Below are 15,381 nucleotides of genomic sequence, written 5' to 3' on the forward strand. Positions count from 1 at the left end.
ATAATTAGTCGTCCTGGTTGTCCCATACTTCGGTTTCCGACCCATTTTCACGTGTCCATACCCGTTCACCGATAATTTTGAACTGTGCAATCGACATGGCACCGCGTTTTTTTCGGTTACTGTCTTTTTTATTATCTAAGGCTTCTGCGATAGCTTCGCGGCTTGCTTCATAGATTTCATCGACTTCATAGTGCTCATCAAACAGCACTAACACAGCGAGGTCCCAATCCTGCTCTGGATTTAATTGTCCAATTCTTGGGCTGGCTTTACTGCTATCAAAAATCGCACGCCCTTTGATAATAATGCGTTTATCCTGACGACTGCCCTCTTTACCCGTCGCATCAATCGGGCTGTTAGGATCATTAATCAGAGAAAGGTTCAGTGCTCGAGCAGCATCAAAACGGGCAATCTCTCCCGTAATAGGTAAGGTACTTCCGGTCGCCTCACGGTATTTGGCCGCGAGCTGTCGGGTTTCATGCATTAATTTATCAATGGAATAGAGGTCCATATCTACCTTGAATGTTTTTTCATTTGCCACCGATTATACATGGCAAAAAAAACGGTCTGTCCAGTTAAATAGACAGACCGTTTAAAACTTGAGGCTGTGAATATTTCCTCTTATGAAAAGACCACAGCTAACTCATTGAGTTTCCGGTTTTTATTTTTTTGCATCAAGTTCTTTTTGGTAATATTTGTGAACCAATTTATCTTGATTTTCCAATAAATAATCGATGCTTGGTTCGTTATTCATGGCTTTTTCGATAGCACGGCGAGTCGCTTCGCGGTGAATATTGAATAAAGCTTCATGATCTAAATCTTCAACAGTCACGATGCTTGGGTTCAACCAAACAGAAACGATGATACCTAAATCATTGGCTTTTTCTTTTGGAATAGTGCCGTTACGAACCGCATCTAATACACCATTAGCGATGGCGCCTTGAACTGTACCCATCAAAATATTGGTATACGCCGTTTTCTTAACAGTCACTTTACTGACCATTAATGTCGCAGGTTTAACTTGCATGTCAGTGTTCATCAGCGCTAATACGCGTGAGTGACCTTGAACCTGGTCGCCCATCAGGTTAGCAAATGCGGTACCAAATGGACCGTCTAATTCACCGATAACCACTTCTGGCTCAGCCGCTGTAAAAGCAGGGCCACCGGCAACTAGTGCTTCACCTGTACGCATGACAATTCTATCGCTCATAGGATAATTCTCCTGTTGGATTGCTAAAAGATGAAGTAATTATCCCGGTCTAGGCACGAGCTCGCAACCTTGATTGGCTTTATCGTCTTGTTCAACAAGGTTAAACTAGTCTTTTTTTGTTGAATTCGATCATGGCTGAAATAGCAACTCCCTACGAACGTATCGGTGGCGAAGCCGGTGTTAAACAATTATGCAAAACCTTTTATGAGGTTATGTGTGAGACACCCCAAACACAACATATTCGCGACTATCACCCAAAAGACATCAGCATCAGTGAAGAAAAATTATATTTATTTCTGACTGGCTGGTTGGGTGGCCCTTCCTTATATACGGATAAATACGGTCATCCCAGACTCAGAGCTCGGCATCTCCCCTTCTCTATTGGTATAGAAGAGCGTGATCAATGGTTGTATTGCATGGCGCAGGCATTGAAATCGATGGATTTAGATCCGTTATTTTCAGAGCAACTCATGGCGTCGTTTGTGCAAACAGCTGATTTTATGCGTAATCGTCCCGAGACCACAGAACAATGAATATCGGCGCGCTAATCATTGGTGATGAAATTCTGAGTGGCAAACGTCAGGATAAACATTTCGCTCATTTGCAATCCGTTCTGGCCAAACGTGAATTAGAGCTTAGCTGGACCTTAATTGTCGGTGACGATCCACAACAACTGGAACGGGCCTTACGCTTTTCAATGAGCAGTCCTGACCTGGTGTTCAGTTTTGGTGGTATTGGTGCTACTCCGGATGATAGAACCCGCCAGACGGCTGCTTTGGTGAAAGGCGTTGAGATTAAACCTCATCCTGATGCAGTCAAAGCAATTGAAGGTCAGTTTGGTGAAGATGCCTATCCTAATCGTATTTTGATGGGCCACTTACCCGAAGGCAGCCGAATTATTCCCAATACGATCAATCGCGTGCCTGGCTTTAGCTTGGATAACCATCACTTTATGCCCGGGTTTCCAGAAATGTCATGGCCTATGTTGGAATGGATTTTAGATACACATTACCCACACTTACAGGGTTTACGTCCGAAATCTGAAAGAATTATTACCATTACTAAAGGTCGTGAGTCGGATTTACTGCCAACAATGAATGAAATTGTCGCCCAGTATCCACAGTTAAAATTGTCGAGCTTACCTAAACTCGGCGCTGAACCTCAGATTGAGTTCAGCTTGCGTGGTGACGCTGAACAGATTGAAAAAGCCATGCAACATGTGATTTCAGCGGTTGAAGCAGCCGGTTTTATCTGGTCTGACTATACGCCGGGTAAATAATGAAACCATAAAGGCAGAGTGACGACACTTAATAAAGTCGTCAATGTGACTGCCGCAGCATACAGTGGACTGTGCAGTTGGTAACGTTCACAGATCACTACGCCAAACACCATGGTCGGCATTGCGGCCAAAAGCACCACGGCCAGCGCGATATCAGCAGGTAGGTCAAACCAACCGCCCGTAAAAAAGACAGCAATCGGTACTAGTAACAAGGTAATCACAGCAACAGGAAGTAACAAAGGCAGATAGCGTAATCGCAAGCTGTCCCAGCGAATGCTCATGCCCAAGGCAATCAACATCAGTGGCACCACACCGCCTGATAATGTGCTTAATGTGTGATGAATCAGTTCAGGACGCGGCACATGCAGCACGTTTAATAAAAGCGCAATCACTACAGCCCACAAAGGTGGCACTCTGGTCAGTTCTTTTAATGGATGGACTTTATGCTGGCCGGCACCCCCATAGTAATGAGCCATTAAAATGCCAAAGGTCATCAAGGCTGGCGTGCAGGCAAACAAGTCATATTGCAGCACAATGGCATTACTCCATGACCCCAGTACCTGATTAGTGACAGGTAAACCTAGATAAGTCACGTTCGGAAAGATGGCAGCCAGCATTAGCGCACCTTTCTGTTCGGGTGTGGTTTTGATAAACCGCAATAAACACCACATGATGATGCCTGCTGTCAGCAATCCAGAAAATGCTGTGAGAGAAATTTTCAGTGAGGTCTCGTCAATCGGCGCGCCCCAAATGACATCAAGCACCAGAGCTGGCAGCAAAATAAAGAAAACCAGATCGGTTAAGGCACGGCGATGCGCCAGGGCTGGGATGTGTCTTGGTGCCCACTGTTTCCAGGCAAAACCACAGGCAATAAGCAGGCCCATCTGCACTAACACTAATAACATCTGTATCTCCTATAAATGAAACGTAGATCGTAGCAATCTACCTGCTGAAACAAAAGTACTATCGCCCGTGATGACGGCGCTTGCTGTGATGCCTTGGTCAGGGTATTGTTAGCGTTTTGGTGATAATTCATCAGATTCCATCAAGTTAGCCGATATACATCAGGCACTACTTAAAATGGCCTGAACATCGTAATAAGGAAATCAATATGTCACTTTCTAAGCAGTTGTTAATTCTAATCAGCTTACTTTTTCTGATTGTTTTTTCAGCAAGCTTTGTGATCAGCATGGGCAGCATCCGTGACTATCTCGAAGTTGAATCTGAAATACATATGCAGGATACCGCTACATCGCTTGGTCTTTCACTTAGCCCACACATGGAAGACGAAAATGATCCGATATTACAAACGATGATGAACGCTATTTTTGATATGGGTTATTACCGTGAGATGCGTTTGGAAGATATTGATGGTAAAACGCTGGTCAGCTTGAAAAATCCGGTCAAAATGGAAGGTGTACCAGAATGGCTTATCAATTGGTTGCCTATGAAATCCGCCACGGCATCATCTGAAATCAGCTCTGGCTGGTCAATATCCGGCACTCTCTATGTCAGCAGCAACCCGGCTTATGCCTACCTAAAGCTCTATAAACAAGCGAAAGAAACCTTACTGTATTCAGCCATTATTTTTGTCGGTGCCTTTGCTTTATTAATGCTGGTGTTACGGTTTACGCTACAACCCCTTAAAGCCATACAAAAACAGGCTAACGAAATCTCTTCCGGGCAATTTACCACCATTGAGCGTTTACCCTGGACCAAAGAAGTGCGTCAGGTAGCCCAATCGATGAATAGTATGTCAGTCAAGATTGGCGATACGATTACTCGTCTCAATCAACGGCTGGACTCACTCAATGACAATCTTAAACGTGACACTCTGACACGATTGCTAAACCAGGCCACGTTTACCGCCGATGTTAAACGACGCCTATCCAGCGGACATACAGGCTATGTCAGCTATATCAAATTTCTTGATCTGGCCGCCATCAGCAAACAGAAAGGTAATCAGCTGGCAGATACGCTACTGAAAGATATGGCTCGTATTCTGAATAATGCGGTGGCAGGTAATGGTCATGCCTACCGGCTCTATGGTGCTGAATTTGCGATTATTTACGATGAATCTGATATCAATCTCATTCAGTCATTTGCTAAAAACCTGCAACAAGCACTGACAGAGTTGGCTGAGCATTATGAAGTGGAAGATCTGGTTCACTTTGGTTTAGTGAAATTTGACCGCACCAGCGAGTTTGAACGCTTAATGCCGGCATTGATCGAAGCTTATGAACAAGCCCGTATTATTGGACATAATGCCTTTTTCATTAAAGATGATTCGATCAGTTCCTTATCTGAACAAGAATGGAAAGCGGTTATCACCCATGCTATTAACCGTGATACACCCGAAATCTATTTCACCGCCGAAGCCTATAATTACGATGGTCCCAAGCCTGTCAAAGTGATGCAGGAAGCCTTTAGTTTTGTTAAAGATAAAGCCGGTAAGACCTTGTCTGTTGGTACTTTTTTCTCTATGGCACAAGAGTTTGGGCTGGCAGAATCTGTTGACCGCTGCATTGTGAACAAAGTCTTGCTCAAAATGGAACAAGATCATATTACCTGCCCTGTCAGCATCAATCTGACCATGGATTCTATCGATTCAGCCAGTTTCCATAAGTGGTTGGAATCTCGCATCGAGCAGTCAGTTATTTCTGCTGAGTTACTGACTTTTTCTGTTTCGGCCTATGCCGCTACCAAAAATCTAAAAGCCTTCACTAACTTCAGTCGTTTTGTGAAGTCATTGGGCGCTAAGAGTCTGGTAAAGCGTTACTCTGCAGATATTATTGCGGTCGATGAGTTGCGTCATTTGCATCTTGACTACATCAGACTGGCACGTGATCTGACGCAAAATATTCGTGGCAACGCCAGTAAACCCGACTTTCTGGAAATTATGCATGAAGTCTCACGTTTGCTGGATATCAAAGTACTGGCTGAGGCAGTGACGGCGGATGAAGATTTTAATACGGTTAAACAAGCTGGCATTTACGGTATCAGTCGTTAAAGTCTGAGCTATCCATGCTGTTAAAACGCCCCTTGTCATTATTGGTGATACTGACATTTTTGTTATTGTCGTTGCCGCTTGTCGCCGACCTCAATATCAGTTCACGCGTATTGGACAAGATTGAGGCGCAATATAATAAATTTGCCCGCAAGCGTGTTGAAGACTGGCAAAAACTGGTGGCAGAAAATAAGGACTTACCTGAAGCGGAAAAACTGGAGCTGGTGAATCAGTTTTTTAATACCAATGTGTTGTTTATCGACGATATCGACCTCTGGAACAAAAAAGACTATTGGGCAACGCCACTGGAAATGCTGTCAATTGGGGGGGGTGACTGTGAAGACTATTCGATCGCGAAATATTTCACGCTTAAAGAATTAGGCGTGGATGAAGATAAATTACGTATCACTTATGTCAAAGCGAAAGAACTCAATCAAGCCCATATGGTGCTGACCTATTTCAAGACAAAACGCTCTGTACCGTTAGTACTGGATAATTTAATCACCGACATCAAACCAGCCACTCAGCGTAATGACTTAACCCCGGTTTATAGCTTCAATGGTACCGGTTTATGGCTGGCAAAATCACGTGGGGAAGGCCAGCGTGTCGGAGGCTCTTCGCGTTTGTCTTTATGGCAAGACTTAGAAAAACGTATGCAAAAACAAGCAGAAGAAGCTACTAGCGAATAATGCCACTGGCGCTGAGAGGTAACTGCCAATAATGTATCTCGGCGCCAGCAAAACTCGACGATAAACCATCAAGAACCGTTTTTACTCGTTCATCATCAAGTTCTAACCAGTAAATCATTTGTTTGCGTTGCCCCTCTACCTGTTCGCTAATACTCATCGCATGACCAGCACCATGACCGGAGGCGAGTTGCGAGGTAAAGCCATCAATCTGCGGATGAAGTAATAACCAGTCGCTTAATGCTGCTTCTAACGAGGGTTTTACGATAAGAGCTAATAGACATTTCATTTTGCGACTCCAAATCGTCTGAACAAGAGTGGCAGTAACACCAGGGTTAATAAGGTGGCGCTAACTAAACCGCCAATCACCACAATAGCTAGCGGCCGCTGAATTTCTGAGCCCGGCCCGCTTGCGAACAGTAAAGGCACAAGACCAAAGGCCGCAATCGTCGCTGTCATCATCACTGGTCTTAAGCGGCGCATCGCGCCCTCTCTGACCACGTCATCTACTGCCATACCTGTTTCTAACAGCTCATTAAAGTAACTCACCATTACCACGCCATTTAATACAGCAATGCCGAGTAAAGCGATAAACCCCACAGAAGCTGGCACAGATAAATATTCGCCCGTCAGCCAAAGTGCAGTGATTCCGCCCACCATGGCAAATGGCACATTACTCATCACCAATGTAGCTTGGCGTAAAGATCGGAAAGTGGAAAACAATAATAAGAAAATTAAAGATAAAGCCACAGGAATGACCACCATTAAGCGTTTTGCGGCTCGCTGCTGGTTTTCAAACTGACCACCCCAGGAAAACTGATAGCCGCTCGGTAAATCGATATCTTTTGCCACAGCGGCCTGAGCTTCTTCTACAAAACTGACTAAATCACGATCGGCCACATTCGCCACCACCACCGACATTCGCTGTCCTTGCTCTCTGCGAATAGATACTGGTCCTTCGACCCGTTTTAAAGTGGCCAGATCCGAAATCTGTACCTGTCTGTTACCCGCCACATTCAATCTCGCATGGGCAAATAAGCTCACCACTTTCTGTAAACTGCGTTCGCCTTGAATCACCAGTGGATAGCGTCTGGCCCCCTGATAAATCGTGCCTACCTGACTTCCCTGAATTAACATTCGTAGTTGCGGCAGAACGTCTTCAACACTTAAGCCGAGACGGCCGAGCGTTAACGCATTCAGATCAATTTGATAATACTGAGCACCATCATTCTGACTGGTGATGACATCTTCCGCACCGCTAATACTGGACACAACTTGCACAACACGTTTAGCTAACTCATTGAGTGTGTCACCATCTTCACCAAATATTTTTATGGCCAGATCGCCTCTGACGCCGGTAAGCATTTCAGACACACGCATTTCAATTGGCTGCGTAAAGCCATAATTCAACCCCGGAAACTGCTCCAGAACCTGCCTTATTTTTAGCTTTAGATCTTCTTTTGTTGTTACCTGCCATTGCTCACGAGGCTTCAGAATTAAAAACATATCCGTTTCATTTAGGCCCATCGGATCCAGGCCGAGTTCATCTGCACCGGTTCTGGCGACTACGCCGGTGATTTCAGGCACATTTTTTAATAATGCCTGTTGCACGCGCGTGTCTAAAGCAACGGATTGTTCCAGGGTAATTGAAGGCAGTTTTTCTAATTGCACAATCAAATCGCCCTCATCCATAACTGGCATAAAGGCCTTACCCACTTGGGTGTATAAAACAGCGGCAAAGGCGAGTAATAACAACGCAATCATCACCACACTTTTTGTATGATCCAGTGACCAGGCTAATACCGGCGCATAGAGCCTTTTTAATACTCTGGGTAAAAATGGCTCATCATGAGACACGTGTTTCAATAAAAAAGAGGCCAGCACCGGAATCACCGTCAGTGATAAAACTAAGGAACCAGCCAGTGCAAACACAATGGTCAACGCCACAGGAATAAACAGTTTGCCTTCCAGGCCCTGTAAGGTCAGTAATGGCAGAAAAACAATGACGATAATAATGATGCCTGAGGTAACTGGCACCGAGACATTTTTTACTGCACGATAAATCAAATGCAGTCTTGGCAGCACCGCTGCACGTGATTTATCCGCTAACTGTGACACGATGTTTTCAACCACGACTACCGCAGCATCAACCAGCATACCAATGGCAATCGTTAGTCCACCTAAACTCATCAAGTTGGCTGATAAACCAAACTGTCGCATCATGATAAAAGTGATCATGGCTGAAAGCGGTAATACCAGTGCAACCACAATCGCCGCCCTGAGATCACCCAGAAATAGCAGCAGAAAGACCAGAACCAGCACCACCGCTTCAATCAATGCTTTGTTCACACCATGAATTGCATCTGCGACTAGCTCACCACGGTTATAAAAAACATTGATGCTTACATCATCTGGCAAGGAGGCTTGTAATTCGGCGAGCCGTTTTTCAATACCGGCTACGACTTTTTTGGCATTCGCACCTCGTAAACCCAACACCAAGCCTTGTACCGCTTCGCCCTGTCCATTGGCACTGACTGCACCATAACGCGTCAGTGAGCCAATTCTGCATTCCGCGACCTGTGAGAGTAAAACAGGTTCATCGGCATCGGACTTCACCACCAGGCGTTTTATATCGTCCAGATTTTGCAGACTACCCTGAGCACGAACCAGTAACACTTCTTCGCCTTCATCAATGCGTCCCGCACCATCGTTACGGTTATTGTTTTCCAATGCCTGTTGGATATCAGCAAGGCTGATATTTAATGCGGCAAGTTTGGCTAAATCCGGGATAATTTCAAAGGTTTTGACATAACCGCCTAATGAATTGACATCAGCCACCCCTTCAACACTGCGTAAGGCTGGCCTGATGACCCAATCCAATAATTCACGCCGTTGCATCAAATCCAGCGTGGGACTGTTCACAGTAAACATGAACATTTCACCCAACGGAGTCGTTAACGGTGCCAATCCTCCCTGAATATCGGTGGGCAAGGTATCTTTGATAGCTGATAAACGTTCAGCCACTTGCTGACGTGCCCAATAGATATCCGTGCCCTCTTCAAAGTCCACGGTAATATCGGTCAGGCCATATTTCACTACAGACCGTAACATGCGTTGTTTGGGTATCCCCAGCATCTCAACTTCGACCAGGGCGGTAATGCGGCTTTCCACTTCTTCCGGTGTCATACCCGGTGCTTTGAGGATAATTTTTACTTGTGTTGTCGAGACATCAGGAAAAGCATCGATCGGCGTATCGTTAAAGGCCTTCCAGCCAAACCCAATCAGAACAACCACCAGAATCAGCATCATCAGACGCTGCGTCAATGAAAAACGAATCAGACCATCCATGTCTATTGTCCCTCAGCTTGCCAAGCAGACTTCAGCGATGACACGCCTTCATCAATCACATATCCGTTACTTAAAAAAGCATCTGATACCGTGACACTATTCTCTGATTGAGAAACGATATGTACTGGTCGCAGGCTGATAGATTGACCATCAAAATAAAAGATATGGGTTATGCCTTCGACACGTAATATGGCTTTGTAAGGAATCTCATAAAGCATCGACTGTGTATTTTGCACAAAACAAACCTGTACAAATTCGCCGGGGGTTAATAACTCCGTATTGTCAGAAGTTTCAGCACGTACCAGCACACCCTGATCAATATTATGAACTTGCCTGCCAACCGTCATCACTGACGCTGAGACATCCCTGTCGCACACCATCACTTTTGAGCCAATATTGATGTTACTGGCGACCAGCAGTGGCACATGGATTTCAAGCCATAATGTTGATAAATCAGCCACCTCATACAACACATCAGATGCCATCACGCGTTGGCCAATCACGGTATTTTGCGCCATGACCACCCCCTCACTGACCGCACGGACATGTAAATGACTGTCCATGGTTTGTTGTTGCTTTAATGTTTTAATGGCATCTAAGGGCATTCCTGCTAACTGCAAGGTTTTTATTTGGCTATCAACCAAGGTTTTTTGTTGTTGATAACGGGTTTTAGCATCAAGATAACGGCGCTCAGCAATAATGCCTTCATTAAATAACTGCTTATCACGCTGCATGTCTGTGAGTAATTGATTAAGTAGTCCTTCAGCCTGTAAGTACTGAGTCTGCAACGTTAACAAGGCCGGACTATTAACGGTGGCCAACACTTGACCTGCCTTAACAATATCGCCTTCAGCCACTAACATTTGCGTGACTACGCCTTCCTGACTGGTATGAACAATATGCCGATTCGCATTAGGAACAGACACTTTGGCGGGATAATGATGACTTTTTGTTTCGGAAACAGACACCGCCGCTTGATAGCTCACTCCAAGGTTGTCCATTTGGGTTTTATCCAATTGCAAACTTTGCGAATAAGCGGGGATGGATAAGCCGAGTGTAATAGTGATCAATAAGGGGCGTAACAGATTAGTCAACATCATGTTTTCCTAAACAAAAGAGTGGAGAAAAAAGCATAAAGACCAAAGAAAATACATCGAGAGCCAGTGCTTGTAAGACGAGTATCAGATGGCAAATCAGCTTGCCAGTTTTAGGAAAAAACGCAGGTGATGTCGACAGATACGAAGTTTGCTCTGTCTTTTTCAGATGTCGCTGTTGAGGCGAATAAATTGGCTTTGCCAGCTCATTGTCTATCGTGACTGGCTTTTTTATTATCGTCCCTGTTTGCATCACTTGGTTCTACCGTCATAAAGATAGCACCATATTAGTGATGGCTTATTAACAGAGTCTTAAAGTGTTAACAAAACTTTACACAGACTAAAACTCAAACTCGGTCAGAAAACGTAAGGTGGCGTCAGGAGATTGTTTACCAACACCAAATAATATTCCGGTTTCCCAATGGAGTTTTTTACCAGCAGAAAAGCGCACATCTCCCAATGCAACCGGGCCAATGGCGCGGGTTTCATCACCGGCATAATATTCAATGGCAGGCTCAAACATAGGTGACAGTCGATAACGCGCCTGCATGCTTAGGGCTGTTTCGAGCTCTTCCTCAATATCATTACCCCATTCGTATTCAAGCCAAAGATTGGCTGCTCCGACCCAATCACCCCACTCCTTTTCCATAAGTAATGCTGTTGCTGCTTCCCACTGATCACGGATATTGGATTTTTCCAGTTCGGTGACCAGTCCCCAGTCAATGGCATACTCTCCCTGCTCAGTCAGTTGCCACTTGGCTTCGAGTTCATAACTATACAAACGGAAATTATCATTTTCTTCACTGGCGGTAAGGTAACCTTCAACATAAAGGCGATCAGATAAAGACTGGCCATAACTCAGTTTTTGCAGACTATCGCCTTCAGCAGTAATCATCCGCCACTCTACTTCCTTTTCCAGCGGCTGCACATACGGATGGTAGACTTTATCCACTGCTGATCCATCCGCTTGGGCCAGGATAGGCGCAATTAATAAAGCGCCAGTAACGGTCATTACACGGTATTTCATTAATTTCGATCTCGTTTTATAAAGCTGAACATCGCCACACAAAACAAAGCGACCATGCTACAAATATAGGCGATGACCTGACTTGTTTGGGGCGTAGCTTCATAACCTAATAAAGCAAACAGAAGTTGCCCGGCAACAGAGTGTTCATCAATGATATTAGAGCTATTCCAGATAGGTTCTGATGAGGTTAACAGATCCGCCTGAATCAGAAACTCAACCGCCTGCGACATTAAACTTCCTGCCACCAGTAATAATAATAAATAGCCAACCCATACACCGTGCCGGGGGATAAGGTTTACGATGAAATAATAAATAAACACACCAACACTTACACCGAGTCCAGCCCCCACAGCTCCTCCCATTAATACGGGCCCCAATAAATCCGGCACGCCAATAAAGCCAGTGATAAATAACAAGACTTCTGAACCTTCGCGCATAATCGCTAAGATAACGGTGCTCATAATAGCTATCACGGTTAGGCGACGACAACGCTGCATATTCTGATGCGGTACTGCTGTGACAAAAATAACTAAAGCCATGAATATAAGGATATTAATCGTTGCATTGACGATTTCCTGTCCAATCCCACCAAAGGCCGTTGAGACAGTACTGATGGTGCCAGCGTAGATAAAACCACTGACTAGCCCTAAAACTAATGCGAGCAACATCCACTTTAAGCTTCGGTTCAAAATCTGGCTAAGCGCCAAAAACACGCTGATAATCAACGAGGCTTCCAGCACCTCACGTAAAACAATCACTACCGCATTCAGTAACACTATTTCTACTCCGCTATGACTTTGCCTTGTGCCGTTTTAGGGAAAAACTCACCAAAAAACGGATACACCCCGGCTGGCAGTGGACCAATAAAGATAAATGCCTGACTGTTTCCGGCAATTACCTTTTCGCGGTTTAGTTCATAACTTTCAAATTCTTCCGCTGTCGGATCCATATTTTTCACCAACAGTTTGACTTTGGTATTGGCAGGGATTTTAACTTCATCGGGAAAGAAAAGATGATCACGAATTTCGATTTCAATCACCGGAGGGCCAGCGAACACCGGCATCACCAAAAACGATAAGAATAAAAATAACCCAACTCTACGCATAATTGACTGCTCTCAGAGGAAATATGACATCGACCTTTAATCCATGGCCCCAAGCGGATGTCCCCAATTGGATGTGGGCACGATGCAAATCAGCGATATGCTTAACAATAGTCAGTCCTAATCCACAGCCAATGACACCACTATTATGCTGATCACCATGCAGGCGATAAAAACGTTCAAACACACGCTGATATTGTTCTTCAGGTATGCCTGGGCCAGAATCTTCGACTCTCAGTAACACCCCTTCTTCATGACGCCTTACCACAACATGAATACGACCTTTCTCCGGTGTGTATTTATTCGCATTATTTAATAAATTGCTTATCAGGGTTTCCAGTGCAAACACATTACCTTCGATGATGTGTGACTCACCATCCATTTCAATTTCTTGCTGTTTAGACTCAAAAGCATGATAACTTCGTGCGATAAGTGATTGAACTAATTTAAATAAATCTACACTTTCAAATTTGACTGCCGCCTGATCAGGCGAGGTACGGTACAGCGCCAGAATCTGTTCGATAAGGTGCCCCATACGTTCGACACCATCGCGTAATAAGATAATGTCTTCATCGTCATTACCCAGTCTTGCACGTAAATTATGTAAATGTACTTTAAGCACGCTGACGGGGGTACGTAACTCATGCGCCGCATCAGCTGAGAAACGTTGCTCACGATCAAAGGCTTCAGCCAAACGTAATAACAGACTATTCGTATTATTGACTACTGTTGTGAGTTCTTTCGGCACACGGTCAAGCTCAATCGGACGGAGATCATCCGCTTTTCTCTCACTCAACTGGCTGGCAAACGCGTTAAGTGGTTTGAGACCAATCCCGACGGCAAACCAGATAATTAACGCGGCTACAGGTATTGCCATCACAATCGGCAGTAAGGATTCCATCACCACATCTTCGGCAAGCATATAGCGAATATCGATACGCTCGGCCACTACGACCCATCGCTGCAAAACCGTGTCGCGGTAAACATAATTTCGCCAGCGATAGCTGCCAAAGTTAATGATATGAAAGCCCTCATCCAGTTCTCCCATCACCTTATCTGGGGCATTCTCAGAACGCGTTAATAACTGACCGCTATCATCAATAATCTGAAAAAAGGTGTAAGGTGTTTGCTGATTGGTTACCGTTTCCTGGCCCACCTGACGAGAGTTAGCTGAGGCGATCAATATCGCGGTACTTTCTAAACGAGAATCAAATAAATTTTGTGCCTTTTGCATACTCGACTGATAACCATGCAATAACGACACAAAGTTCACCAGCGTTATTGTGGCTAATAACGCCAGTAATAAATAAAGGCGAATAGACTTCATTGCGCTTTAATTGTGTAACCCACACCACGCACCGTTGTGATGAAGTTCTCCGGTAGTTTCTTTCTTAAATGATGAATGTGGACTTCAATCGCATTACTGGCAATTTCTTCTCCCCAGCTGTAAAGCTTACTTTCCAGACTATCGCGGGTCTGCACGCGGCCAACATTCTCCATCAACATTTTTAACAGCATGTATTCACGACGGAAAAAATCGACATTCTCACCATTAACTTTCACCTGTTGAGCGCGCGTATCGATGGACACGTTGCCTACGGTCAGATCAGCATGTTTCAGGCTACTGAGCCGGCGTTCCAACACGCGCAGGCGCGCGAGTAACTCATCCATTTCAAACGGTTTTGCCAGATAATCATCCGCGCCACTATCAAGCCCGGCGACTTTATCCTGAATAGAGTTACGAGCTGTAAGAATCAGCACAGGCAACTCGGCATTACGCCGTCGAATTTGTTTCAGGACTTCATTACCGTCCATATCTGGCAGGCCCAGATCCAACACCACAATATCCGGCTCAGAAGAAGCAATGCTGTTAATGGCCTGCTTGCCTTCACTCAAATGATTAACGATAAAACCTTCCCTTTTCAGGCTGGTTTGTAAGCCTTTTGCGAGTGAAACATCATCTTCAATGAGTAATACCTGCATGTTGTTCATTCCCTAGTTTGTATCTGACCTGCTGTAAGGCTTTTTCGATTTCTTGCTGTCTTCCTTTATCTGCAAGGGGTCTACTTGGTCTGGCAGGTGCTTGTTGTGCTTTTAACAGATAAGTTTCTGCTTCTTTATACTGGTTATTATCTATTAAATACTGTGCATAGAAGTAATTACTATCTATGCCAGTTGGATTGATGGTCAAGGCTTTTTTCAACATCATTTCGGCTTTGTCATCATCACCAAACCCAATAGGCCAGCCGGGTACTTTGGCATATAAGGTACCTAAGCTGGTATAAGCCGAACCGTCCAGCGCGGTATCATTTATTTTCATCGCTTCTTCCAAATCGGCTTTTGCGGCTTTCGCCAGAGATAAAGCGCCAAGTCCGCCCTTGGCACCGGCATAACTTGATTCAATAATGCCACGCCAGATATGTGATTCCGCCGCCTCTGGATATTGCTTCACCACACTATTCGCTTTTTCAATCAGGCTTTCAAAGGCTTTTTCCTGTGCATCCCCCGTTAGAGTGTAATTCACTTTAGCCCAGTCATGCTGCAGATCAGCGACGCTTTGCATCACATCGGCACTGACAGGCAGACTCACTAGCCCCAGAATCATTGAGAATATATACGCTTTCATCATTT

General features: G+C 44.8%; 16 protein-coding genes. 4 read left to right on the forward strand and 12 right to left on the reverse strand.

Features of this window, described 5'->3' with window-relative positions; all coding sequences use genetic code 11:
• Nucleotides 1-4 precede the first annotated feature (4 nt).
• Together QQL60_RS05760 and fae are read right to left on the reverse strand one after the other, a co-directional pair.
• Nucleotides 5-538 carry a hypothetical protein gene (locus QQL60_RS05760; protein ID WP_237701193.1) on the reverse strand — a complete coding sequence of 178 codons (534 nt, stop codon included), beginning with the start codon at nt 536-538 and terminating at the stop codon, nt 5-7.
• A 120-nt stretch (nt 539-658) separates the two neighbouring features.
• Nucleotides 659-1,207, reverse strand: coding sequence for a formaldehyde-activating enzyme (fae, locus tag QQL60_RS05765; protein WP_091714082.1), 549 nt, complete (start codon nt 1,205-1,207; stop codon nt 659-661).
• 131 nt (nt 1,208-1,338) lie between these two features.
• Between fae and QQL60_RS05770 the strand changes: the two genes are divergently transcribed.
• Together QQL60_RS05770 and QQL60_RS05775 are read left to right on the forward strand one after the other, a co-directional pair.
• Nucleotides 1,339-1,740 (forward strand): group II truncated hemoglobin, encoded by a 402-nt coding sequence (locus tag QQL60_RS05770; RefSeq protein ID WP_284722716.1) that lies wholly within the window; start codon nt 1,339-1,341, stop codon nt 1,738-1,740.
• Nucleotides 1,737-2,486 (forward strand): competence/damage-inducible protein A, encoded by a 750-nt coding sequence (locus QQL60_RS05775; protein ID WP_273180463.1) that lies wholly within the window; start codon nt 1,737-1,739, stop codon nt 2,484-2,486. The genes QQL60_RS05770 and QQL60_RS05775 overlap by 4 nt, the downstream gene beginning before the upstream one ends.
• Here the strand turns inward: QQL60_RS05775 and QQL60_RS05780 are convergent.
• Entirely contained in the window at nt 2,468-3,391 is a 924-nt protein-coding gene (locus tag QQL60_RS05780) for an AEC family transporter (protein ID WP_284722717.1), read from the reverse strand. The genes QQL60_RS05775 and QQL60_RS05780 overlap by 19 nt on opposite strands.
• A gap of 206 nt (nt 3,392-3,597) precedes the next feature.
• Here QQL60_RS05780 and QQL60_RS05785 point away from each other — a divergent pair, with 206 nt between their 5' ends.
• Nucleotides 3,598-5,496 carry a bifunctional diguanylate cyclase/phosphodiesterase gene (locus tag QQL60_RS05785; protein WP_284722718.1) on the forward strand — a complete coding sequence of 633 codons (1,899 nt, stop codon included), beginning with the start codon at nt 3,598-3,600 and terminating at the stop codon, nt 5,494-5,496.
• A 14-nt stretch (nt 5,497-5,510) separates the two neighbouring features.
• A complete protein-coding gene (locus QQL60_RS05790) occupies nt 5,511-6,182 on the forward strand; it encodes a transglutaminase-like cysteine peptidase (RefSeq protein WP_007145036.1) in 672 nt (223 codons plus the stop codon).
• On the opposite strand, the gene QQL60_RS05795 is transcribed toward QQL60_RS05790, so the two are convergent.
• The 9 genes from QQL60_RS05795 to QQL60_RS05835 form a co-directional block, all read right to left on the reverse strand.
• The gene (locus QQL60_RS05795) at nt 6,172-6,468 is read right to left on the reverse strand and encodes a DUF3240 family protein (protein WP_273180467.1); all 297 of its coding nucleotides are present in this window, start codon (nt 6,466-6,468) and stop codon (nt 6,172-6,174) included. The two genes, QQL60_RS05790 and QQL60_RS05795, sit on opposite strands and share 11 nt — an antisense overlap.
• On the reverse strand, nt 6,465-9,527 hold the full coding sequence (locus tag QQL60_RS05800; protein WP_284722719.1) for an efflux RND transporter permease subunit: 3,063 nt from the start codon (nt 9,525-9,527) through the stop codon (nt 6,465-6,467). The genes QQL60_RS05795 and QQL60_RS05800 overlap by 4 nt, the downstream gene beginning before the upstream one ends.
• Nucleotides 9,528-9,529: 2 nt before the next feature.
• Nucleotides 9,530-10,627: an efflux RND transporter periplasmic adaptor subunit gene (locus QQL60_RS05805; RefSeq protein WP_284722720.1), complete on the reverse strand. Its 1,098-nt coding sequence runs from the start codon at nt 10,625-10,627 to the stop codon at nt 9,530-9,532.
• 334 nt (nt 10,628-10,961) lie between these two features.
• Complete coding sequence (locus tag QQL60_RS05810) at nt 10,962-11,648, reverse strand: hypothetical protein (RefSeq protein ID WP_007145031.1); 687 nt, start codon at nt 11,646-11,648, stop codon at nt 10,962-10,964.
• Entirely contained in the window at nt 11,648-12,424 is a 777-nt protein-coding gene (locus tag QQL60_RS05815; RefSeq protein ID WP_284722721.1) for an FTR1 family protein, read from the reverse strand. The genes QQL60_RS05810 and QQL60_RS05815 overlap by 1 nt, the downstream gene beginning before the upstream one ends.
• 5 nt (nt 12,425-12,429) lie before the next feature.
• Nucleotides 12,430-12,753, reverse strand: a complete 324-nt coding sequence (locus QQL60_RS05820) for a cupredoxin domain-containing protein (RefSeq protein ID WP_007145029.1) — start codon at nt 12,751-12,753, stop codon at nt 12,430-12,432.
• Complete coding sequence (locus tag QQL60_RS05825; RefSeq protein ID WP_284451199.1) at nt 12,746-14,077, reverse strand: sensor histidine kinase; 1,332 nt, start codon at nt 14,075-14,077, stop codon at nt 12,746-12,748. The genes QQL60_RS05820 and QQL60_RS05825 overlap by 8 nt, the downstream gene beginning before the upstream one ends.
• Nucleotides 14,074-14,733 (reverse strand): response regulator, encoded by a 660-nt coding sequence (locus QQL60_RS05830; protein ID WP_007145027.1) that lies wholly within the window; start codon nt 14,731-14,733, stop codon nt 14,074-14,076. Before QQL60_RS05830 ends, QQL60_RS05825 begins: the two co-directional genes overlap by 4 nt.
• Nucleotides 14,714-15,376: a tetratricopeptide repeat protein gene (locus QQL60_RS05835; RefSeq protein WP_007145026.1), complete on the reverse strand. Its 663-nt coding sequence runs from the start codon at nt 15,374-15,376 to the stop codon at nt 14,714-14,716. Before QQL60_RS05835 ends, QQL60_RS05830 begins: the two co-directional genes overlap by 20 nt.
• Nucleotides 15,377-15,381 lie beyond the last annotated feature (5 nt).

Origin of the sequence: Methylophaga thalassica (genome assembly GCF_030159795.1) — a bacterium.
Taxonomy (GTDB): Bacteria; Pseudomonadota; Gammaproteobacteria; order Nitrosococcales; family Methylophagaceae; genus Methylophaga; species Methylophaga thalassica.